The organism is Planococcus sp. ANT_H30, assembly GCF_008369335.1.
In the GTDB taxonomy this organism is placed as follows: Bacteria; Bacillota; Bacilli; order Bacillales_A; family Planococcaceae; genus Planococcus; species Planococcus kocurii.
The window spans coordinates 73,159-96,286 of the sequence record NZ_VOBJ01000003.1 but is presented as its reverse complement, the minus strand read 5'-3'; the positions used below and the strand labels follow the sequence as shown (position 1 = coordinate 96,286).

General features: G+C 41.9%; 22 protein-coding genes. 19 read left to right on the top strand and 3 right to left on the bottom strand.

Annotated features, from left to right (window positions below; translation table 11 throughout):
* Positions 1-38 precede the first annotated feature (38 nt).
* Positions 39-1,757: an ABC transporter ATP-binding protein gene (locus tag FQ085_RS08915; protein WP_058386454.1), complete on the bottom strand. Its 1,719-nt coding sequence runs from the start codon at positions 1,755-1,757 to the stop codon at positions 39-41.
* A gap of 193 nt (positions 1,758-1,950) precedes the next feature.
* On the opposite strand from FQ085_RS08915, the gene FQ085_RS08910 reads away from it, so the two are divergent.
* The 7 genes from FQ085_RS08910 to FQ085_RS08880 all read left to right on the top strand — a co-directional run bounded on the left by FQ085_RS08910 (position 1,951) and on the right by FQ085_RS08880 (position 8,682).
* Positions 1,951-2,814 (top strand): DUF6612 family protein, encoded by an 864-nt coding sequence (locus FQ085_RS08910; protein ID WP_149456417.1) that lies wholly within the window; start codon positions 1,951-1,953, stop codon positions 2,812-2,814.
* A 282-nt stretch (positions 2,815-3,096) separates the two neighbouring features.
* Positions 3,097-4,047 (top strand): ABC transporter permease, encoded by a 951-nt coding sequence (locus FQ085_RS08905; RefSeq protein WP_058386452.1) that lies wholly within the window; start codon positions 3,097-3,099, stop codon positions 4,045-4,047.
* Positions 4,040-4,990: an iron chelate uptake ABC transporter family permease subunit gene (locus FQ085_RS08900; RefSeq protein ID WP_058386451.1), complete on the top strand. Its 951-nt coding sequence runs from the start codon at positions 4,040-4,042 to the stop codon at positions 4,988-4,990. The genes FQ085_RS08905 and FQ085_RS08900 overlap by 8 nt, the downstream gene beginning before the upstream one ends.
* Positions 4,987-5,748, top strand: coding sequence for an iron ABC transporter ATP-binding protein (locus FQ085_RS08895; RefSeq protein ID WP_149456416.1), 762 nt, complete (start codon positions 4,987-4,989; stop codon positions 5,746-5,748). Before FQ085_RS08900 ends, FQ085_RS08895 begins: the two co-directional genes overlap by 4 nt.
* 21 nt (positions 5,749-5,769) lie before the next feature.
* Entirely contained in the window at positions 5,770-6,726 is a 957-nt protein-coding gene (locus tag FQ085_RS08890) for a siderophore ABC transporter substrate-binding protein (protein WP_149456415.1), read from the top strand.
* 219 nt (positions 6,727-6,945) lie between these two features.
* On the top strand, positions 6,946-8,010 hold the full coding sequence (locus tag FQ085_RS08885; RefSeq protein ID WP_058386448.1) for an ABC transporter permease: 1,065 nt from the start codon (positions 6,946-6,948) through the stop codon (positions 8,008-8,010).
* A 3-nt stretch (positions 8,011-8,013) separates the two neighbouring features.
* Positions 8,014-8,682: an ABC transporter ATP-binding protein gene (locus FQ085_RS08880; RefSeq protein WP_058386447.1), complete on the top strand. Its 669-nt coding sequence runs from the start codon at positions 8,014-8,016 to the stop codon at positions 8,680-8,682.
* A 134-nt stretch (positions 8,683-8,816) separates the two neighbouring features.
* Here the strand turns inward: FQ085_RS08880 and FQ085_RS08875 are convergent, their stop codons facing one another.
* Together FQ085_RS08875 and FQ085_RS08870 are read right to left on the bottom strand one after the other, a co-directional pair.
* On the bottom strand, positions 8,817-10,106 hold the full coding sequence (locus FQ085_RS08875) for an ammonium transporter (RefSeq protein ID WP_058386446.1): 1,290 nt from the start codon (positions 10,104-10,106) through the stop codon (positions 8,817-8,819).
* Positions 10,107-10,118: 12 nt separating this feature from the next.
* Complete coding sequence (locus tag FQ085_RS08870) at positions 10,119-10,460, bottom strand: P-II family nitrogen regulator (RefSeq protein ID WP_058386445.1); 342 nt, start codon at positions 10,458-10,460, stop codon at positions 10,119-10,121.
* 121 nt (positions 10,461-10,581) lie between these two features.
* Here FQ085_RS08870 and FQ085_RS08865 point away from each other — a divergent pair, with 121 nt between their 5' ends.
* From FQ085_RS08865 to FQ085_RS08810, 12 genes are all read left to right on the top strand, one after another.
* Complete coding sequence (locus FQ085_RS08865) at positions 10,582-11,226, top strand: uracil-DNA glycosylase (protein ID WP_058386444.1); 645 nt, start codon at positions 10,582-10,584, stop codon at positions 11,224-11,226.
* 94 nt (positions 11,227-11,320) lie between these two features.
* Positions 11,321-12,130, top strand: a complete 810-nt coding sequence (zupT, locus tag FQ085_RS08860) for a zinc transporter ZupT (RefSeq protein WP_058386443.1) — start codon at positions 11,321-11,323, stop codon at positions 12,128-12,130.
* 55 nt (positions 12,131-12,185) lie between these two features.
* Positions 12,186-13,133: a DUF4003 family protein gene (locus FQ085_RS08855; protein WP_058386442.1), complete on the top strand. Its 948-nt coding sequence runs from the start codon at positions 12,186-12,188 to the stop codon at positions 13,131-13,133.
* 150 nt (positions 13,134-13,283) lie between these two features.
* Positions 13,284-14,501: an MFS transporter gene (locus FQ085_RS08850; RefSeq protein WP_149456414.1), complete on the top strand. Its 1,218-nt coding sequence runs from the start codon at positions 13,284-13,286 to the stop codon at positions 14,499-14,501.
* A 139-nt stretch (positions 14,502-14,640) separates the two neighbouring features.
* Positions 14,641-15,486, top strand: coding sequence for a GNAT family N-acetyltransferase (locus FQ085_RS08845; protein ID WP_058386440.1), 846 nt, complete (start codon positions 14,641-14,643; stop codon positions 15,484-15,486).
* A gap of 87 nt (positions 15,487-15,573) precedes the next feature.
* The gene (locus tag FQ085_RS08840) at positions 15,574-16,542 is read left to right on the top strand and encodes an ABC transporter ATP-binding protein (RefSeq protein WP_058386439.1); all 969 of its coding nucleotides are present in this window, start codon (positions 15,574-15,576) and stop codon (positions 16,540-16,542) included.
* Entirely contained in the window at positions 16,539-17,177 is a 639-nt protein-coding gene (locus FQ085_RS08835) for an ABC transporter permease (protein ID WP_058386438.1), read from the top strand. The genes FQ085_RS08840 and FQ085_RS08835 overlap by 4 nt, the downstream gene beginning before the upstream one ends.
* 11 nt (positions 17,178-17,188) lie before the next feature.
* Positions 17,189-18,091, top strand: a complete 903-nt coding sequence (locus tag FQ085_RS08830) for a glycine betaine ABC transporter substrate-binding protein (RefSeq protein ID WP_058386437.1) — start codon at positions 17,189-17,191, stop codon at positions 18,089-18,091.
* 211 nt (positions 18,092-18,302) lie between these two features.
* Entirely contained in the window at positions 18,303-19,451 is a 1,149-nt protein-coding gene (locus FQ085_RS08825) for a thiolase family protein (protein ID WP_058386436.1), read from the top strand.
* A 27-nt stretch (positions 19,452-19,478) separates the two neighbouring features.
* Positions 19,479-20,249, top strand: coding sequence for a 3-hydroxyacyl-CoA dehydrogenase (locus FQ085_RS08820; RefSeq protein ID WP_058386435.1), 771 nt, complete (start codon positions 19,479-19,481; stop codon positions 20,247-20,249).
* 14 nt (positions 20,250-20,263) lie between these two features.
* Entirely contained in the window at positions 20,264-21,412 is a 1,149-nt protein-coding gene (locus tag FQ085_RS08815; protein WP_058386434.1) for an acyl-CoA dehydrogenase family protein, read from the top strand.
* A 93-nt stretch (positions 21,413-21,505) separates the two neighbouring features.
* Positions 21,506-23,122: a long-chain fatty acid--CoA ligase gene (locus tag FQ085_RS08810; RefSeq protein ID WP_149456413.1), complete on the top strand. Its 1,617-nt coding sequence runs from the start codon at positions 21,506-21,508 to the stop codon at positions 23,120-23,122.
* Positions 23,123-23,128 lie beyond the last annotated feature (6 nt).

Genomic DNA, 23,128 nt, shown 5'->3' with positions numbered 1-23,128 from the left:
CAAAAGTCAGCAAACGACTTTTTGGTGACGCCCTTTTTTTATTGTTGAAACTGAATGCGGTGAAGGTTCGCGAAGATGCCCTCAGCTTGGAGCAATTCGTCGTATTCACCTTGTTCCGCGATACCGTCTTCCGTTACGACAATGACCCGATCAGCGTCACGTATTGTCGCGAGGCGATGGGCGATAATCAACGTTGTGCGGTTTTCTGCTAGTTCAGTCAAGGCCTCTTGAATAACGCGCTCTGTTTGTGTATCAAGTGCAGAGGTAGCTTCATCCAAAATGAGGATAGGTGGATTTTTCAGGAACATTCGAGCAATGGCTAAACGTTGTTTTTGCCCACCTGATAATTTGAGTCCGCGTTCTCCGATTTGTGTATCGTAGCCCTGAGGTAATTTTCGAACAAAGTCTTCTAAATGCGCTTTTTTTGCAGCGATTAAAATTTCTTCTTCACTGGCATGACGTTTGCCGTAAGCGATGTTCTCGCGAATCGTTCCAGTAAACAGGAAGACATCTTGTTGAACAATCCCAATTTGTGAACGCAATGAATGCTTGGTCATGTCGCGAATATCGAGACCATCAATCGAAATCGACCCATGTTGGATATCATAGAAACGAGGGATTAACGAACAAATCGTCGTTTTTCCAGCACCTGATGGACCGACGAATGCGATCGTTTCACCTGCACGTAAGTTCAAATCGATTCCTGACAAGACCAATTTATGATCGTCATAGCCAAAAGAGACATTTTCGAATCGGATATCTCCAGTTAATTTTTTGACAGCTACGGCGTCTTTCCGGTCGTTGATGTCAGGTGCTTGTTCAATTAAATCTCGGAAACGGCTAAAGCCAGCCATACCTTTCGGATAAAGTTCTAACAATGCGCTAATTTTATCAATAGGTTTAATCAAAACGTTCAAGAACAACACGAAACTGACAAGTTCTCCGTACGATAATTCACCTTGGAAGTTGAGCCATGCCCCGTAAACCAGTACGACTAAAGTTAATAAACGAGTCATCATATATATACTGGAATGTGTTGCCGCCATGACTTTATAAGCAACCATTTTTGCTAGACGGAAACGGTCGTTATCCGTTTTAAAGCGTTCGATTTCAAACTCTTCATTCGTAAAAGATTGAACGACGCGTGCTCCTGAAACGCTGTCTTCTACACGTCCATTAACATCCGCGATTTTGCCATACATACTGCCCCAAGCTTGGTTCATTTTGATGTTACAAAACGTGATAAGCCAGACTAGAAACGGAATCACAATGAGTGTAACTAGCGCTAGTTTTGGGTTAATCCAAAACATAATACCAAATGCTCCGAAAAACGTCATGATGGCAATAAAGAAGTCTTCAGGTCCATGATGGGCAAGTTCACCAATGTCGAACAAATCATTCGTGACACGGCTCATAATATGACCAGTTTTGGTATTGTCAAAAAAGCGGAAGGATTGCCGCTGGACATGAGTGAACAGCTCTTCTCTCATATCTGTTTCGATATTGATTCCTAATTTGTGACCGAGATAGCTAACGATATACTGTAAGAACGTACTTAACAAAAAGATCGCAAGTAGCAAGAAGCTAACTGTAGTGATGGTTCCCCAATTACCACTCGGCAGCAAGTCATCGATAAACCACTGAACAGCCACTGGAAATGCGAGTTCTAAAATAGCAACAAAAACAGCGCTAGAAAAATCAATGATAAACAGCCGCTTATGAGGTCTATAATATGTGAAAAATTGTTTTAATCTCAAAAAATCCCACCTCTTCTTTTTCTCATAATGAAAAGTATAGTCGAAGTCGAAGAAATAAACGACTGGAAATTGGATAAACAAGAAATATGAAACTATTTTTAGTTTAATTCGTAAATACAAACAGATACAATCTAGCGAAGTTTGTCAGTGAAGCGAAGAGAAGCTTACGATAATTTGAGAGGGGAAGATTATTTTGAAAAAATGGATCTTATTTATGACTACAGCTACTTTAGCTATCGGTCTTTCTGCATGTAGCGAAACTGCAGAACCGGCATCTGGTGATGAAACGACAAAAGGAGAAGACAGCAAGTTAACCGTACAAGAGGTCTATGAGAAGTCAGTAGAGGCATCTGAAGACATTACGAGTGTACATGCAGATATTGTAACCGATCAAACAATCGCGATGCAGGGCGATGGCATGGAAATGGATATGACAGTGAGTTCTTCTATGGATATGACCATTGATCCGGTAGCGTTCTACCAAAAAGCAGAAACTTCCGTGGTGTCTGAGGACATCGACAACAGCAATCCGATGAGCATGGAAATGTACTTCACCGAGCAAGGCATGTACATGTACGAAGAAACGATGGCGACTTGGTTAAAGATGCCGGATGCAAGCATTGAAGATTTAAAAGCACTCGCTGATCAGCAAACGGCCAATCCTTCTCAACAGCTTGAAGAACTAGCGGAGTTTAAAGATGATTTCACATTTAAACAAACTGAAGGTGAGTACATTTTAACGCTTGATGCCTCCGGCGAGAAGTTTAACGAATTAATGAATCAACAACTAGAGAAAACGTTAGGGCAAATGGAACTTGAAGCACAAATGGCACTAGAAGACATGACAATTCATGCTGTTAATTATGTGATCTATGTAGATAAAGAATCCTTTTTAACGACAGGCATGGATATGAAAATGGATATGGACATGAATATTGAAGATGAAATGATGAACATCAAATCTGATATGCAAGCTGACTACAGTAGATTCAATGAAATTCAATCCATTACTGTACCAGCTGAAGTAGTAGAGCAAGCGCAGGAAATCGCAGGTTAATCGAATAAGATCAAAAATTTCAAGTTACTAGAGAAGAACACAGTCTGTCAATAAGATTTTCTATAAGAACAGAAGAGCATGCCGAAGTGGCATGCTCTTTTTATATTTGCCCGAATTACAATTTTTTATAATTCGATACTGTGTTATGTAAATGAAAATTATTCTCAATTAACTATTGACTCGTCTTTCTAGCATGCTATACTAAAATACGTAAGTCAGTGATAATGATTATCACTACCGAATAATCAATAATTAGTTATTGAATACAGATGAGGGACAGTCGTGAAGAAGCGTTACTTAATACCAACATTAATCATACTGTCGATCATTTCCTTGTTTGTCGGAGTGAGCAGTATCAGTGTAGCTGATTTGCTTGATTTCCAATCGGAAGAGACACAGATATTCTTGATCAGCCGACTGCCAAGGTTGGTCGCGATTTTGCTGGCAGGTGCAGGGATGAGTATGGCAGGACTCATCATGCAGCAGTTAAGCCGCAATAAGTTCGTGTCTCCGACAACGGCAGGTACATTAGACGCCACACGGCTTGGGATTCTAGTATCGATGCTATTATTTGCAAATGCAACGATGCTAGAAAAAATGACAGTGGCTTTTGCTTTTGCGCTTGCCGGTACGTTTCTTTTTATGCAAATACTAAATCGCATCAAATTTAAAGATGCGATATTCATACCGTTAGTCGGTTTAATGTTCGGCAACATCCTGTCTTCGATTACAACGTTTTTCGCTTACCGAGCGGATGTAATTCAAAACATGTCCGCTTGGTTACAAGGTGACTTTTCGATGGTCATGAAAGGAAGTTATGAACTTCTCTACATCAGTGTTCCGGTTTTTATCATCGCTTATTTGTACGCTAACCGCTTTACAGTGGCAGGTATGGGTGAGGATTTCTCTAAAAACTTAGGGATGAAATACCGGAGTGTTGTCAACATCGGATTGACACTCGTAGCCTTAATTACAGCGACGGTTGTCTTGACGGTAGGGGTTATCCCATTTCTTGGGTTGATCATTCCGAACATTGTATCGATCTTCAAAGGAGATCATCTACAAAAAACATTGCCACATACGGCAATGCTTGGCGCAATTTTCTTGCTGGTGTGCGATATCTTGGGAAGAGTCTTAATTTATCCATACGAGATTTCCATCAGCTTGATGGTTGGCGTGATTGGAAGCTTTATTTTCCTCTTCTTGTTGTTTAGGAGGAAAACGTATGCGTGATCTACATAAAATGCTTATACTTGTCGGCTTGGCTTTAGCCGCTTGTAGTTTATATTTATTTCAAGACTTGAATGGCAGTTTCGATTATGCGCTGCCAAGACGTGGTGTTAAAGTGTTTGCCATGGTCTTAACAGGAGTCGCGATTGCTTATGCAACAGTTGTCTTTCAGACCATTACCCATAACCGGATATTGACACCGAGTATTATGGGCTTGGATTCACTGTATATGTTGCTTCAGACGGTGCTGATCTTTTTCCTTGGTTCAGATCATGTCACAATCGTCAATAAGCAAGTGAACTTCTTGTTGTCGATTGCCGTCATGGTCATCTTCGCCTTGTTGTTCTACCGCTTGCTTTTTAAGAAGAATGATCGACCGATTTACTTTCTCCTGTTGGTCGGGATCATTTGTGGAACCTTTTTCAGCAGTATTACCACATTCTTGCAAGTCTTAATTGATCCGAACGAATTTTCAATCATCCAAGACCGAATGTTTGCGAGCTTTAATAACGTCAATTCAGATTTGGTGTGGACCTCCCTCGTCATCATCACGCTGTTGATTGCCTTTGCTTGGAAACAAAATTCGTCTTTAGATGTTCTAACTTTAGGGCGTGATACAGCCATCAATCTGGGTGTGAATTACGATGCATTAGTAAAGCAAATGCTCGTGTTGTCTGCTGTTTTGATTGCGGTTGCTACAGCGCTTGTTGGACCGATTACCTTTTTTGGTTTAATTGTCGCAAATTTATCGTATCAATTCTTTACGTCCTATAAACATTCGGTCTTGTTAACCGGATCCATTGTCATCAGTGTAGTGGCGTTGGTTAGTGGCCAGTGGGTAGTGGAACGAATTTTCACTTTTAATACAACATTGAGCGTTATTATCAATTTTATCGGTGGAATTTATTTCATCTATCTACTATTAAAGGAGAGTCGATCTAAATGATCCAAGTTCGCGAATTGACAAAGTTATACGGGAAAAAAACGGTCATAGAAAACGTTACTGTTGATATCCAACGCGGTCAGATTACGTCCTTTATCGGACCGAACGGCGCGGGTAAGTCCACGTTATTGTCAATGGTCAGTCGCCTGTTGGATGCAGATACCGGTGAGGTGCTTATTGATTCAACCAATACCAAAAAGTTGAAATCCAATGACTTTTCAAAACGTGTATCAATCTTAAAGCAATCTAACTTTATGAATGTCCGTTTGACCATTCGCGAGCTTGTTTCTTTTGGGCGCTTTCCTTACTCAAAAGGTCGCCTCAACGATGAGGATGAAAAAATGGTTGATCAATCTATTGATTACATGGATTTGAAAGAAATGGAAAACTCTTATCTAGACGAATTGTCAGGTGGTCAGCGTCAGCGTGCATTTATTGCGATGGTGATTGCGCAAGACACTGACTATGTCTTATTGGACGAACCGTTAAATAACTTGGATATGAAACATTCTGTTCAAATTATGAAAATCTTGCGTCGCTTAGTCGATGATCTTGGCAAAACAGTGGTCATTGTGTTGCATGATATTAACTTTGCTTCTGTGTATTCAGATCGCATCGTGGCACTGAAAAACGGTCGTGTCGTAAAAGACGGAACGACCGAAGAAATTATCCAAAGTGCTGCATTAAAAGAAATCTACGATATGGATATTCCGATTCAGCAGATGAATGATTGCCGGATTTGTGTGTACTTTAATTCTTAAAAAAGAGGAGTTCGAAATAGAATGAAAAAATGGATAGTAGCAGCATTAACATTAATGATGGTCGCGTTTTTAGCCGCGTGTGGGTCAACTGAAAAAACGACGGAATCTGACACAGCGACTGCAGAATCAGAAGAAATGACAGTGACTCATGAACTTGGTGAAACGACTTTTAACAAAAATCCTGAAAAAGTAGTAGTATTCGATTTTGGTGTTCTAGATTCAATGGACAAACTAGGTATTGAAGCTGTTGCAGGTGTTCCACAAGCTAATATTCCGGCGTACCTTGAGAAGTATGAGGATGCCGAAAAATACGAAAATGTGGGCACTTTAAAAGAAGCGGATTTTGAAGCGATTAACGCAATGAAGCCAGACTTAATCATTATTTCAGGTCGTCAAGCAGATATGTACGATGAATTTTCTGAAATCGCGCCAACAATTCATATGGCTGTAGATACAGAAGATTATATGGGATCATTTAAAGAAAACATGACGACTCTTGGAGAAATCTTTGGAAAAGAAGATCAAATCACTGAAGAACTTGCAGCGATTGATACAAAAATAGAAGAAGTAAAAGAAACGGTAAGTGGTTCTGCTGAAAAAGCATTAATCATTCTTGCCAATGAAGGCAAAGTAAGTGCATATGGCGCAGCTTCACGTTTTGGTTTGATCCATGACGTATTCGGTGTTAAACAAGCAGATGAAGGCATTGAAGCTTCGACTCACGGACAAAGTATTTCTTACGAATATATTTTAGAAACAAATCCGGATATGATGTTCGTTGTTGACCGTAATGCAGTTGTTGGAAATGGAACCAATGCAGCAGATTCTCTTGAAAACGAATTGGTTCAAAAAACGAATGCTTATCAAAATGATAAAATCATCTACTTGGATCCAGATTTCTGGTACTTGTCAGGTGGGGGATTACAGTCTGTTACTCAAATGGTAGCTGACGTGCAGTCTGCATTTGAACAAAACTAACTGAAGAAACGAAATCATTAGTAGAGTCTCTGCAAAATACCTATTATATTGTTGCGGTAAGAAAAAGGTGGGCCTGTCACGGGTTCGCCTTTTTTTGTTGAATAAGTAAGAGTAAAAATTAGATCATAGTATATGATGTTTGTATAGGTTTTGTATAGTTGATATAGTAAGATAGTCAGGTTAGTGACGAATACATATTGAAGAGATGGAAGTGATCGCATGTTTCTAGCATGGAACGAAATTATCAAAAACAAATTGCGCTTTACACTGATTATCGGTGTCTTGATGCTGGTTGCATACTTGGTATTTTTCTTATCAGGATTGGCGAATGGCTTAGCAAGTTTGAATAGGGAAGCTGTCGATAAGTGGGATGCGGATGCTATCGTGCTGACTGAGGAATCGGATCAAAGTTTGACACAATCGTCTCTTTCGATTGATGCAGTTGACGAAATTCAGGCGGATGAGACAGCTGTTTTAGGTCAACTTAATGCCATTGCACAAACCGGAGATTTAAAAGCAGGCGTCTCTATTTTTGGGATCAACAGCGACGAATTTATTATGCCGGAAGTGATAGAAGGCGAAGAATTTACTGATGCTAATGAAGTAATTGCAGGAGATGCACTGAAAGATGAAGGCTTTAAATTGGGTGACACGCTCAGTTTATCTTCAACAAAAGAAACTTTGAAGATAGTCGGTTTTACAGACCAGGCGCGTTTTAACGCGGCGCCAGTTCTTTATACCACCCTAGAAACACTTCAGCTTGTAAAGTTCGGTGAAACAGCAGAAAACGACAGTCAAATTAGTGCGATTGTTGTACGGACAGAAGATATTTCCGCCACTACGGATGAGAACGGCTTGGCAACAATCGAAACAGAAACTTTTATTGAAAGTCTTCCTGGATATACTGAACAAAGTCTAACGTTGAATTTTATGATTTACTTCTTATTTGTCATTTCGTCAGTAATCGTCGCGATATTCCTTTATGTCTTGACGGTTCAAAAAATTAGTATGTTCGGTGTTATGAAAGCGCAAGGAATTCCGAGTGGCTATCTGGCGCGTTCAGTTATTGCGCAAACAGCGATTTTGGCAGCGATTGGTGTCGCGGTAGGACTTGGTTTGACGCTCTTCACTGGAGCTTTTCTACCAAGTGCCGTTCCAGTAGCATTTGATATTCCGACGATGCTGATTTACGGAGTGGTACTCATTGCGGTCGCTATTTTAGGAGCTGTATTCTCTGTGTTGACGATAGTGAAAATTGATCCATTAAAAGCGATTGGAGGTTGAGTCATGGCAGTATTAGAATTGAATCGAGTAAAAAAATCATTTGGTACAGGTCATAAGAAAGTGGATGCGTTAAAAGAAACGAATTTTCAAGCAGAACAAGGAGAACTGATTGCGGTAATTGGGCCTTCGGGTTCCGGAAAAAGTACGTTTCTGACGATTGCTGGTGGTCTTTTATCTCCAACAGGAGGAGATATTCTAATCAACGATACGAATATCTCCTCGTTAAATGAAAAACAGCTTTCCAAAATTCGTTTAAAGGAAATAGGTTTTATTTTGCAAGCTTCAAACTTGGTGCCGTTTCTAACAGTGGAAAAACAATTAAAGCTATTAGACAAAGTTAAAAAAGACAATATGAACAAAGAACAACTTGAGCAGCTTTACAAAGATTTGGGAATTGGTGACCTTCGTAGTAAGTATCCTTCAGATTTGTCGGGAGGAGAACGTCAACGAGTGGCCATTGCAAAAGCCTTATACAGTAATCCGTCCATCATTTTGGCGGATGAGCCGACAGCTTCTCTAGACTCTGATCGTGCTTATGAAGTGATGGAGTTATTGAAGGCGGAAACAAAAAATAAGAAAACCACAACCATTGTAGTGACCCATGATATTCGACTCGTTGATTATTGCGATAAGGTGTATAAAATGGTCGATGGTGTGCTAGAGCTGCAGTAAACTAAACGATGTTCGAACTGCACGTGCATCAGTAATTCGACGTAATCATTTGTTTTGACTGTCAAGAAAAAATGCCACATGAAAAGAAGAGGAATCCCTAGAATATCGAGGGATTCCTCTTCTTTTCGGTTAAATCAGGAAATGGTTTTTTGCGGAGAGGGTGCCTCGCCTAGTTGGTTTAGTCGCTGTGCAAATGAATCATTGTGACCTACCGGCGAACCGTGAAGGACGTCTTGCATTGAGTAAGCTTGTGAGCCATGCTCTGAAAAGTCTAGGCCAGCTTCTTCGTCTTCAGCGGTAACTCGGAGTGGCACGATCCTGCCGATAGCGAATAAGACGATACCAGTTGATAGAGAAGCCCATGCAATTACCGCTAGCACGCCGACAGCCTGGAGGCCAAGAATTTCTGTTCCACCTCCGTAAAACAAACCATTAGTAGTGTCAAACAAACCGACTGCGAGCGTCCCCCAAATGCCTGCAATTCCGTGGACGGAAATCGCACCAACGGGATCGTCAACCCGAATTTTTGAATCCAGTAAGCGAATAGCTTCAGTCATAATAACCCCGGCCAGTAACCCGATCATCATAGCGCCAAAAAATGATACGTTTGCTGCACCTGCAGTAATGCCGACAAGACCGGCAAGAGCACCGTTCATTGTTAAAGAAGCGTCAATGCGTCCGTAGCGAAAGCGGGTGTATCCAGCAGTCGCAATAATCCCAGCGGAAGCTGCTAGTAATGTATTGGCAATTACTGGCGGCACGAGAGTCGGGTCCGCTGCCAAAGTACTGCCCCCGTTAAAGCCGAACCACCCAAGCCATAGGATAAAAACACCTAATGCACCTAGTGGTAAACTATGCCCTGGAATCGTGTTAACTGATTTTCCGCTATACTTGCCGATGCGAGGACCTATTTTCCAAGCGGCGATAAATGCAGCTACTGCCCCAGTTAAGTGAACGACCGTTGAGCCTGCAAAATCAATAAAGCCGATTTGTGACAACCAACCGCCGCCCCATACCCAGTGCCCTACAACCGGATAAATGACTGCAGTCATGGCGATAGTCAATAGAATATAGGCAGATAAGTTCATTCGTTCTGCTACAGCTCCAGAAATGATTGTTGCGCAAGTTGCGGCAAAAACAGCTTGGAATACAAAGAATCCGATATCTTCAACGCCAGTTAATGCAAATCCTTGTGTGCCGATCAAGCCGAAAGATGAAGGGCCAAACATAAGGGCGTATCCAACGATAAAGTAAAGAATGGAGCCGAGTGAAACAGTGATCATGTTCTTCATTAAAATATTCAAGGTGTTTTTAGATCGTGTAAAACCGGATTCCACCATAGCGAATCCTGCGTGCATAAAAAATACCAACATTGCTCCGAGCATGACCCATATCATATCTACTGAACTTTGAACTGCTTCCATCCAATCTCCTCCTTATCCAATTGCGACTGTGCCGCGTTCTTTGGTTCTGATTCGTATCGCTTCTTCGACAGAGAAAATGAAAATTTTACCATCCCCGACTTGGCCGGTTGAAGCGTATGCTAGTAAAGCTTGAATAATATCTTCAACTTTGTCGTCAGCTACTACCATCTCGAGTTTCAGTTTTGGAGAAAATTCCATTGTGTAAGTATTCCCGCGAAATAAGCCCACTCGTCCTTCTTGCTTTCCGATTCCAGCAATTTCAGTTACACTCAAACCGTCTATTCCTTCAAGTGCTAAAGCCTGTCGCACATCTGCAAAAACGGAAGGTCGAATAATCGTTTCAATTTTTTTCATCAATTTCTCCTCCTTTATGTTAGGTTTGTTAACATAATAGTTTATATTTTCTGATAATGCAAGAGGTTTTTTTATTTGATGTTAGTTTTAGTTACATGAGAATAAATGGGAGTGGATTCGTATGTATAGAATTTCGGAAAAACTGGCTGAACTAGGAATGCAAAGGATAGAGGGGTTTCCGGTTGAAGGTTTTGTATGGGGAAGTGGACCTGGAAATCCAGTGATTATGCTGGTGGGAGAAGCACCTGGAGAGAACGAGTTAGAAACGGGAATACCGTTTACGGGAAGAGCAGGAAAAGAATTGATGGCTTCTCTTGAGAGTGTAGGTTTAGCTAGAGAAGATGTTTATATTACGAGTGCGGTTCGAAGTAGACCTTATAAATGGGGAACTAAAAAGAAACGTAACGGAGAAACAATCGCCAGAAAATACAACCGGGCACCGACAAAAAAAGAAATCATTGCGCATGCGCCGATATTGGATACGGAGATTCAAGCTGTTCAGCCGCCGATAATTGTGACATTGGGAAATGTCGGATTGCAACGGTTGGTCGGTTCGAAGGCGAAGGTCACGGAACTTCACGGTGTGCTAATGGAAACACCGATTCTCTATTGGAACGAAGAAGAGAGTTGCTTTAAAGAAACAACAGAGGTCTATCATATTTTCCCTACATTTCATCCAGCCAGTGTTTTTTATAATCCGTCAGTTCGTATGTTGAAAGATGCAGATTGGCAGAAGTTAAAAGAACTTCTCGGGGGAGCGAAATGAAAGATGGATTTTACTTGGTTGAAAAACTCCTCGTTTTGAGCGTTTTTAACGTATAATAACTTTATTCACTGGAATTTAGAAGCGAGGCATGGTTATGGATAATACAGTTTTATTTGCGCTTGGATTGACTCTTTTTGCTGGACTGGCCACAGGGATTGGCAGTTTGATCGCATTTTTTGCATCCCGTACGAATACAAAATTTCTATCAATTTCATTAGGGTTTTCAGCAGGAGTGATGATTTACGTTTCGATGATTGAAATCTTTTTTAAAGCAAAAGATGCTTTAACGAACGCACAGGGAGAGGTTACTGGCTACTGGCTGACACTCGCTGGCTTTTTCGGCGGAATGGTTTTTATGGCACTAGTAGATCGTATTCTTCCGCAATTGGGGAATCCACATGAAGTCAAAACGGTAGAGGACATGGACGATGGACCGACCAACGACGAATATGCTCGGCTACGGAAAATGGGTATTTTTACAGCATTAGCAATCGGCATTCATAATTTTCCGGAGGGGATTGCCACGTTTATGTCGGCAATACAAGATCCGGCTCTTGGAATCGCTATCGCAATTGCAGTAGCCATTCATAATATTCCGGAGGGGATTGCCGTCTCAGTACCAATTTACTATGCAACTGGAAGTCGGAAAAAAGCACTTAAATACAGCTTTTTATCGGGTATTTCAGAACCTGTTGGAGCGATTGCAGCGTGGCTCTTCTTAATGCCATTTCTCAGCGACACGTTGTTTGGCATTATATTTGCGGGTGTAGCGGGTATTATGGTCTTTATCTCGCTTGACGAGTTATTGCCTGCTGCAAAACGCTATGACGAAGCCCATCTATCCATCTACGGGTTAGTAGCTGGCATGGCCGTTATGGCTGTCAGTCTGGTATTGATCGTCTGATTTTGAAACTTTCTGCCTCCTCTTCTCGTAGTAAAGAGAAAAGGAGGCTTTTTCTATGGATATTAAACGCATTGAACAAACTTTCTCGGACGTGTCAAAAACAACAGGGTGGGCTGTAGACAAGCGGATTGCGTTAGCTGTCACTAACATATATTTGTCTCAGGACCAGGCTTTTGATGCAGAAAAGCATGAAGCGGCTGTCGAAGTGATTAAAAAGAATGAGGGGTGGACTTCGCCTTTGCGCTCGCATCTGCTTCATGTAGCAGCAGCTTTTATGGTTATGAAAGAAGAGGCTGTAGAAAGTTCATTGAAGCTAGCCAATCAAAATCAAAAAGCACTTAACGATGCAGGTTTTTGGAAAACTTCCTATACCTATTTAGCTGCATTGCTAATGAAAAAACCGGAGGAAGCAGAACAGGCAAGAGCGTTGTACAAAGAAATGAAAAAGCATCATAAATTTCTAACGTCGAATGAAGATATTCCATATGCCGCTTTATTGGGTAGCCGGGAAGGGTCGCTTGAAGAACGAGCGGCAACGATGAATAGGTATTACCGTGACCTCCGCGAACAAGGCTTCACTATGGGGAATAATCTTCAATGGCTGTCTCAAATTATGACCTTTGATTCATCTGTTTACGACGCGAAAATAGTCGGTAAGGTTTTGGCGATTCACCAATTTTTCAAAGAAGAAAAAATCAACATCAGCCTAGCGCAATATCCTATTCTTGGATTTTTAGCGGTGACAGAAATTGACGGTAAAGCTTTAGAGGGAGTTGTAGAAAATACGCGTGAATTAGAAAAAAATAAAATCTTTCGTTGGTACAAAGATATGGCTTTTTCAACAGCTGTCCAACAGGCAATGGCTGACAATATAGAAGTACGAGATGTCGCGACTATGACTTTTGCTACTTCATTGGAAACTTTAATGCAAGCACAACAGGCAGCGATGATGGTCAGTATTAATGCGGCCATTATCTCGTCATCAAACACTTCTTCTAGTTGAAAGTGGAGATAACGTATTGACTGAAGAGAATTTATAAAAGTGTAATTATCTGAAAAGAGAGACTTTTTTATTGTACTTGTTACTAATCTGTCTAAAGCGTATAGTTGTGTAAAGATGTTACTATGCATGTGTAAAGACAGGAGAATGACGATGGCAACGATAGCTGAGAAAAAAACAGGTCCTATTTCAAGAAATAGATTGTTAGGAATTGCGGGACTGGGGTGGCTTTTTGACGCAATGGACGTCGGTATTTTGGCTTTCGTTATTGCGGCATTGCACGAAGATTGGGGATTGACGTCCAGTCAGATGGGGTGGATTGGTAGCGTCAACTCAATTGGAATGGCGGTTGGTGCATTTGTTTTCGGGATTTATGCAGATCGTGTAGGCCGAAAGAAAATATTCATTATTACCTTGCTGTTGTTTTCAATTGCTAGCGGAATTTCTGCTTTTACAACAACACTCGCGGCATTTATGATTTTACGGTTTTTTGTGGGAATGGGATTAGGTGGTGAGCTACCGGTAGCTTCTACTCTGGTGTCTGAAAGTGTACCAGCAAAAGAGCGGGGACGTGTAATCGTTCTATTAGAAAGTTTTTGGGCCGCAGGTTGGCTAGTCGCTGCTGTTATTTCGTATTTCATCATTCCATCTTTTGGTTGGCGGGTTGCGCTGTTATTGACTGCGTTGCCAGCATTTTATGCCTTATATTTGCGTATCAATCTACCAGATTCACCACAGTTTTCTGCGAAAAAAGATGTGTTGCGATCAATTTCGACGAATATTAAAGACGTTTGGTCAGAGAAATACAGACGTCCAACTTTAATGCTATGGATTGTCTGGTTCACAGTAGTATTTTCATATTACGGCATGTTCTTGTGGCTTCCAAGTGTCATGGTGTTAAAAGGATTTACGTTAATCAAAAGCTTCCAATATGTATTAATTATGACCTTGGCCCAATTGCCAGGCTACTTTTCAGCTGCTTGGCTTATCGAACGGGCAGGTCGGAAATTTGTGTTGGTCACTTACTTAATCGGTACAGCAATTAGTGCGTTGGCTTTTGGTAATGCGGACACCATTACGTTGTTAATCGTTTCGGGTGCTTTCTTATCGTTCTTTAACTTGGGTGCTTGGGGTGCGTTATATGCCTATTCCCCAGAGCAATACCCAACAGTTATTCGCGGTACAGGTACAGGAATGGCGGCTGCTTTTGGTCGCATAGGTGGAGTTCTTGGGCCGCTTCTAGTCGGTACGTTGTTAACAGCTGGTGCGAATCTCAATCTAATCTTCGGGATTTTCTGTGTCTCCATCCTTATTGGAGCGCTGGCTGTAGCATTTCTCGGCAAGGAAACAAAACAATTGGAGTTGGAATAGTGTAACTCAATGAAAAACGTATCCTGACTCTTCAGGATGCGTTTTTTAGCAACCTGAAGGATAAATAAAGGGTTTTTTCCATAATATAGCCAATACTGTAGTAATAGAAAAAAGTTAAGACGGGAGTGGAAGTGAAGAAATGGAAATGATTATTTATTCGGACTCAGCCGTGTTCTTAGAAAAAGTATCACCTCTACTGTATAAAAACGAGGACATTCATAGTTTATTCCTAGGTGTTCTCGGACAAATACATGCGAATCAATACGAAGACTATTTTTTAGCGCTCGTCGAAACTGATGATGAAATTGTAGCAGCTTGTTTAATGACACCGCCACATGCTTTGCAATTGATAGTTTTTCAAACTTTTCCTCAAATTGAACGAGAGATTGTTGGACATCTGCAAAATTTAGGAATTGAGGTGAGTGGAATAGTCGGTGAGCAAACCACTTCGCGCTTGTTTGCGGAGGCTTGGACAGAGCGGACGGGAGAACAAGTAAATATACTAATGGATCAAGGTCTTTACCGAATTGAAGCAGTCAATAAAGGCTTACGAAAGAGCCGGGGTTCTTGGCGGATTGCTAGTAAGAAAGATGCAATAATATTGGAAGAATGGTATCGGCTTTTTGAAGAAGAAATAGGAATTGGCCGCTCTACTCAAACACAAATTTCGCATAAAATCGCTGGATTTCTAGAAAGAAAAGAAGTTTACGTCTGGGAAGTAGATGAGCGAGTGGTCTCTTGTATGCAAAAAAAACGCCCTTCAAAAAACGGAATTACCGTATCTTTTGTCTTTACGCCAAATGCTCAGCGAAGAAATGGATATGCTCAAACACTGGTAGCAGAAGTCACGAACGAATTACTGCTGGAGTATGATTTTGTTATGCTTTATACAGACCTTACAAATCCGACTTCAAACAAAATTTATAGAGAAATTGGCTATGAGCAAATCGCCAATCCGGTTCACTTAATTTTTGTGGAAAAATAATTTTTAGCTAAACAGGCTGTAGGAGTAAAGAGCAACTCTAGAGGGTATAAAAAGGTAGGTTGAAAGAAGCAGCGGGGAGGAAAGTCTATGATTCGATTTGAAAATGTTACAAAACGCTTTCCAGATGGAACGGAAGCATTAAAAGACATTTCACTCGTTCTACCGACAAATGAATTGACTGCCATCATCGGTCCTAGTGGCTGTGGTAAAACGACATTAATGAAAATGATTAATAAACTAGAAAAACCAACTGAAGGAAGTATTTTCATTGATGAAAAACCCATCAATGGAATGGATGAAGTCCAATTAAGACGTTCAATTGGTTATGTGATTCAACGTATTGGACTATTTCCTCATATGACCATTTCAGATAATGTGGCGCTTGTACCTAAATTGCTGGACTGGACAAAAGACAAAAAAGAACAACGTGTACGTGAATTGCTTCAGCTTGTTGGTTTAGATCCTGAAGTTTATATGGAGCGTTACCCACTCGAGTTGAGTGGGGGACAGCAGCAGCGTGTAGGAGTGGTTCGGGCGTTAGCGGGAGATCCAAATATTGTTTTAATGGACGAACCCTTTTCAGCACTTGATCCTATTAGCCGAGAACAGCTGCAAGACGAACTTCGAAACCTTCAACAAACCATCAATAAAACCATCGTTTTTGTTACCCATGATATGGATGAGGCGTTGAAAATTGCTGATTCTGTTATTCTTATGCGCGATGGGCAAGTTGAACAAGTAGGCACCCCCCAGCAACTTATTGATAACCCTGCAAACGAATTTGTTCGCAGCTTTATTGGTATAGAGCGCATCAATCAAAAACGCACATTTGGAGACAGAAAATTGCTCGAATTTCTGGATCTTTTTACAGAAGAATGGGCTGGGGATACCGAGGAAATTTCTGCTGAACAAACGATCGAGAACGCTTTTTTGCAACTGGATAAAAGCGCAAAAAATTACTTGGCAATCGTTCAAGGGGCGCAGGTCGTGGCTTATGCTAATGACCGAGACTTATTGAAAGCGGCACTTGCTAAAGAAACGGGGGCAACGGCATGAAAAACTTCCTAGACACCCTCGTTAGCCGTCAGGATATGATTATTGGTGCGCTTTTAGAACATATGTATTTATCATTTGTAGCCGTCGCAATTGGTATCGCAATTGCGCTGCCACTAGGAATTCTCATTACACGCTATCGGCGCTACGCTGAATCAATTATTGGGGTAACGGCTGTTTTTCAAACGATTCCAAGTCTAGCGCTATTCGGCTTTTTGGTACCTATTTTAGGAATTGGTTCACCTACTGCATTAATTGCACTTATTATCTATGCTTTGTTACCGATTTTGCGAAATACGTATGCAGGAATTGTAGGAGTTGATAGTTCCACGATCGAAGCAGGACGTGGCATGGGAATGACGCGGACGCAGATTTTACGACAAATTGAATTGCCGCTAGCGTTACCGTTTATCATGGCGGGTATACGTACGGCTACCGTACTAACTGTAGGTATCGCCACACTTGCGACATTTGTTGGAGCTGGTGGTTTGGGTGATATCATCTACCGAGGATTGCAGTCTTATAACAATTCATTAGTCTTGGCTGGTGCCTTACCAGTTGCTCTACTGGCAATTGGTTTTGATCAAATTTTAAAATGGATTGAAAAAAGAGCGACACCAAAAGGTTTGAAAACATAGGGGGGAACAAGATGAAAAAAACGACATTAGGAGTTTTTTTGGCTGCAACTACAGTCATTGCAGGATGCGGGTCAGGTGGAGATGAGTTAGATCCAATCGTCATTGGCGGTAAGCCATGGACAGAACAATATATCCTGCCACATATTCTCGGTCAGTATATCGAAGCCAATTCGGACTATACTGTGGAATACGAAGAGGGATTAGGAGAAGTGTCGATTTTAACTCCTGCTTTAGAAAAAGGCGATATTGATATGTACGTTGAGTATACCGGTACCGGCATGAAGGACGTATTGAAGAAAGAGTCTGTTCCGGGTCAATCTTCGGAAGAGGTATTAGATATTGTAAGAACAGGTTACGAAGATACATTGGGTGCGACTTGGCTAGAACCACTTGGCTTTGAGAATGGTTATACGTTAGCGTATTCAAAAGATAGCGGCTATGATGCAAAAACCTATTCAGATTTAGCGGAAATTTCGCAATCAGAAGAAATGCGTTTCGGAGCACCACATCCTTTCTATGAACGCAAAGGAGATGGCTACGAGGATTTGATCGCCACGTATCCATTTAAGTTTTCAGCAACTGAAAGTTTTGACCCAGCAATTATGTATGAAGCTGTTAAGAGTGGAGAAGTAGAAGTTATTCCAGCGTTCACTACAGATAGCCGCATTGAATTATTTGATCTTGAAACGACAGAAGACGATCTGTCGTTTTTCCCGAAATACGACGCAGCTCCTGTTGTGCGGATGGAAACACTCGAAGAGTACCCGGAACTTGAAGAAGTACTGAGCGGGCTGGCTGGACAAATCAGCGAGGAAGAAATGTTAGCAATGAATTCTCGCATTGATGTTGACCAAGAAATTGCAGCTGATGTCGCTCGCGAATTCCTAATCGACAAAGGATTAATTGAAGAATAAAAATGATTCCGCGGTCTCGACTGCGGAATCATTTTTATTTTAGTCAGAGAATCTGGCGCTTTTCTAGCTGTCTAACTCGCCTATGAATATACGCTTTTCTGGTAGCATTTGAGTAGGTATTCTTGTACAATGTAAATAATGAGTGAATAGTCATTCAATTCAGTTAAGTAAGAACGTTTTCATAAAAATAATACACGGTGGGGTGAAGGGCATGAGAGAAGTTGTCATTATAGAAGGTGTACGGTCAGCTGTTGGGAGAAGAAAAGGGCAGTTTGCAGATCAGCGTCCGGATGAATTAGCAGCTTTAGTATTAGAAGAGTTAGTCTCGCGTGCAGGTGTAGACAAAAGTGAAGTAGAAGATATTATTTTAGGTTGTGTTTCACAGGCTGGAGAACAAGGCGGCAATATTGCGCGTACAGCATCGTTAATTGCAGGTTTTCCAGATTATGTACCGGGTGTCACAATTGATCGCCAATGCGGTTCGAGTCAGCAGGCTGTGCACTTCGGTGCTCAAGCAATTCTGGCCGGAGATATGGATATTGTCATTGCGGGTGGTGTGGAAAGCATGACACGCGTACCGATGTTTTCCAATATGCAAGGTGCAGCGCTGAGCGAAAAACTGACAGATCAATACGAAATTATCAATCAAGGGTTATCGGCAGAGCGTATCGCAAAGAAATGGGGATTTACGCGGCAACAGCTTGACGCGTTTGCGGTACAAAGTCATGAACGCGCACAACATGCTATTGGGGCAGGCCATTATAAACGTGAAATTGTTCCGATTCGCACACAAGGTCCAGACGGCGAAACGCGAATGATTGATGAAGACGAAGGACCGCGTCCGGGTACAACGGAAGAAGTGCTAGCTGGATTAAAAACAGCTTTTGATGAAAATGGTGTGATTACTGCAGGCAATGCGAGTCAAATGAGTGATGGTGCTTCTGCTGTTCTCTTAATGTCTAGTGACAAGGCGAAAGAGCTTGGATTGAAACCGAAAGCGCGCATAGTGGCACGTGTAGTAGTCGGTTCGGATCCGACATTGATGCTGACTGGGCCAATCGCAGCAACTAAAAAAGTTCTCGCCAAAGCAGGACTTGAAATCAATGAGATGGACCGTTACGAAGTCAATGAAGCATTTGCGCCAGTCCCGCTAGCTTGGTTACATGATATTGGTGGAGATCCTGAAAAACTGAATGTTAACGGAGGCGCAATTGCGCTTGGTCATCCGCTTGGTGCGACAGGTACTAAATTATTAGTGTCGTTACTACATGAATTAGAGCGAACAGATGGCCGTTACGGATTGTTAGCCATTTGTGAAGGAATGGGAATGGCCAACGCCACTATTATTGAAAAGCTATAGCAGGATTGAAAAATAAGGGGGAAGAAGATGGAATTTTCACAAGTAAAAGCAGTGGTCACGGGTGGAGCTTCTGGGCTTGGTGAAGCGACAGTACGCCGTATAGCAAAAAGTGGCGGGAAAGCAGCTATTTTTGATTTGAATGCAGAACGTGCAAAAGTGCTTATTGAAGAATTGGGTGAAGGCTCGGTCATTTATAAAGAGACGGATGTTACTAACGCATCACAAGTTGAACAAAATATAAACGACACGCTTGAACAGTTCGGGGGTATTAATTTAGTAGTCAATTGTGCGGGGATTGGTACTCCAGGGAAAGTAGTATCCAAAGGCGAACCAATTGCGCTAGACCAATTTGAAAAAGTCATCAAAGTAAATTTGGTCGGTAGCTTTAATGTTATTCGTGTTGCAGCAGCAGCTATGCAAAAAAACGAACCAACTGAAGATGGTGAGCGAGGGGTGATTATTTCAACAGCATCGGTCGCGGCTTATGAAGGGCAAATTGGACAAGCAGCTTACAGCGCATCTAAAGGCGGAGTTGTCGCGATGACGTTGCCAATTGCTAGAGAATTAGCGAGAGATGGAATTCGAGTTATGGCAATTGCGCCGGGATTAATGGAAACACCAATGGTAGAAGGATTGCCAGATGCTGCAATTGCTTCATTATCTGCAGCCGTACCATTTCCAGCACGTCTTGGAAAACCCACTGAATTTGCACACCTAGTAGAAAGCATTACGACAAATTCGATGTTAAATGGGGAGACGATACGACTCGACGGAGCAATCCGCATGCAACCGAAATAAGGGAGATGGAAAAGATGGGGAGATACCGTTTCGAAGAAGATGAACACGTGATGTTCCGGAAGTCCTTGCGGAAGTTTTTAGAAAAAGAAGCGGTTCCAAACTATGATCAATGGGAAAAAGATCGCCTTATTCCGAAATCTTTTTGGAAAAAGCTCGGAGATATGGGTTTTCTGAGTCCTCAAATAGAAGAACAATACGGGGGGCTTGGTCTAGATTTTCGTTATGCGGTTGTTATCGGAGAAGAAATGGAACGCGTAGGAGCCAGTTTGACGGGGGTAGGCCTACATAATGACATTACGGTTCCTTACATCGAAGCGTATGGAAATGAAGAACAAAAACAGCGTTGGCTACCGGGTTGTATTTCGGGAGATCATATTACAGCGATTGCGATGACAGAGCCTGGAGCAGGATCAGATCTTGCGAATATATCAACTACAGCAGTTCGAGACGGCGACAATTATATTGTTAATGGGCAGAAAACTTTTATTACGAATGGCATTAACTCGACATTGGTGTTAGTTGTTGTAAAAACCGATCCGAAAGCACAACCGAAGCATCGTGGGATTTCGCTATTAATGGTAGAAGAGGGGACACCAGGTTTTCAGAAAGGGCGTAAGCTCGACAAGGTAGGTCTCCATGCTCAAGATACATCCGAACTGTATTTTGAGGATTGCATCGTCCCTGCAACGAACTTAATTGGCGAAGAAAATAAAGGCTTTACTTATCTGATGGAAAAACTGCAGCAAGAGCGACTAGTCGTCGCAATGGCAGCGCAAGTAGCTTCAGAAGATATGTTAGAAATGACGTTGGAATACGTGAAATCAAGAAAAGCCTTTGGCAAGCCGATCGGTTCGTTCCAAAATTCTCAGTTTAAACTAGTGGAGATGGCGACAGAAATTGAACTGGGTCATTCGTTTTTAGAATCGCTCATTGAAGATCATATGGCTGGAAAAGACATTGTTTCCAAAGTATCGATGGCGAAATTTTGGCTGACAGATACCGCCAAGAAAATATCCGGTGAGTGCATGCAATTACACGGTGGATATGGCTATATGGAAGAATACAAAATTGCACGTCGCTACAGGGATATTCCAGTGGCGGCGATATATGCCGGTTCCAACGAAATCATGAAAACCATCGTTGCTAAACGAATGGGACTGTAAGTGAAAGGCGAGCGGAAAAGAAGGCGAATCTTGCCTGATAGGGACACCCATTCATAATAATAAAATTAGAGTGAAAAAGGAGTCGGATGTGACATGATGGATTCGCCATTATTATTATCATCTTTCGTAAAAAGAGCGGAGCGCTATTTTCCGGAAAAACTGATCATTTCACGTACCGGAGAAAATATGATTCACCGGATTCCTTATAAAGAATTTGCGGTACGGTCGCGCAAACTAGCGGCTGCTTTAACTGGACTTGGTATGAAGCGTGGCACAAAGGTGGGAAGTTTCGCCTGGAACCATCACCGTCACTTGGAGTTGTATTTTGGTGTGCCGGGTGCTGGTGCTATTTTACATATGATTAATATTCGCTTGTCACATGAGCACATCGCCTATGTCATCAACCATGCCGAAGATGAAATTTTGGTAGTCGATCACGATCTATTTCCATTGATTGAAAAACTAGCACCTATGCTAAAATCCGTTAAGCATTTTATCATCATGAAAGATGGAGTGGATTTACCAGAAACGACACTTGGCAATGTTTATTCTTATGAACAATTACTCGCTGCTGAAGATGACAGTTTCGAATTTCCTGAAGATCTGGACGAAAATACACCAGCGGGCATGTGTTACACTTCCGCAACAACGGGCAATCCTAAAGGCGTTGTCTATACGCACAGAGGACTTGTGCTCCATAGTTACGCGCTCGGCATGTCGGATGCAATGGGCTTGTCAGAACAAGATATTGCCTTATCGATTGTGCCAATGTTTCATGCCAATGCTTGGGGGCTGCCATTTGCTGGAGTTTTGTTTGGGACTACACAAGTGTTGCCGGGACCCGATTTTGCTCCTGGCATGTTGTTAGATTTAATTGAATCAGAAAAAGTTACGTTAACTGCAGGTGTCCCGACAATTTGGATGGGTGTGTTGAAAGAATTAGAAGCAAATCCACGCAATATCGACACACTGCGGATGATTATTTGCGGGGGATCAGCATCACCAAAAGGATTAATCCGCGCATTTGAAGAGAAATACAATGTGCCATTTGTGACAGGGTATGGCATGACGGAAACTGCGCCGCTTGTCAGTTTGGCTATTACTACTTCTGCAATGACCGATATGACGATGGATGAGCGCATCGAACGCCGTTCAATGGCAGGTTTACCGATGCCGGGCCTCGAAGTACGAATCGTCAATGAAAACGGCGAAGCACCGTGGGATGGGGAAACGATGGGTGAGCTGAACGTTAAAGGTGCCTGGATCGCTGATGAATACTATAAAGACGAGCGTACGGAAGAAGCGTTTAAAGAGGGTTGGCTTTATACAGGAGATATTGCTGTAATCGAGCCCGATGGCTATATCAAACTGATGGACCGGACGAAAGATTTAATTAAAAGCGGTGGCGAATGGATTTCGTCTGTTGATCTGGAAAATGCATTGATGACGCATGAAGCTGTGTTCGAAGCGGCGGTTGTCGCCATTCCACATGAGAAATGGATGGAGCGTCCACTTGCTTGTGTCGTGTTAAAAGAAGGTCATGCGGAAGACGACGCCACGAAAGCGAAATTACTGACGTACTTGGAGAGCCAATTTGCCAAGTGGTGGGTTCCAGACGACGTGGTATTTTTGAAAGAAGTGCCAAAAACGTCGGTTGGTAAATTCCTTAAAGCTGCTTTAAGAAAAGAGTTAGATGGCTATTATCAGTAAGTCTTA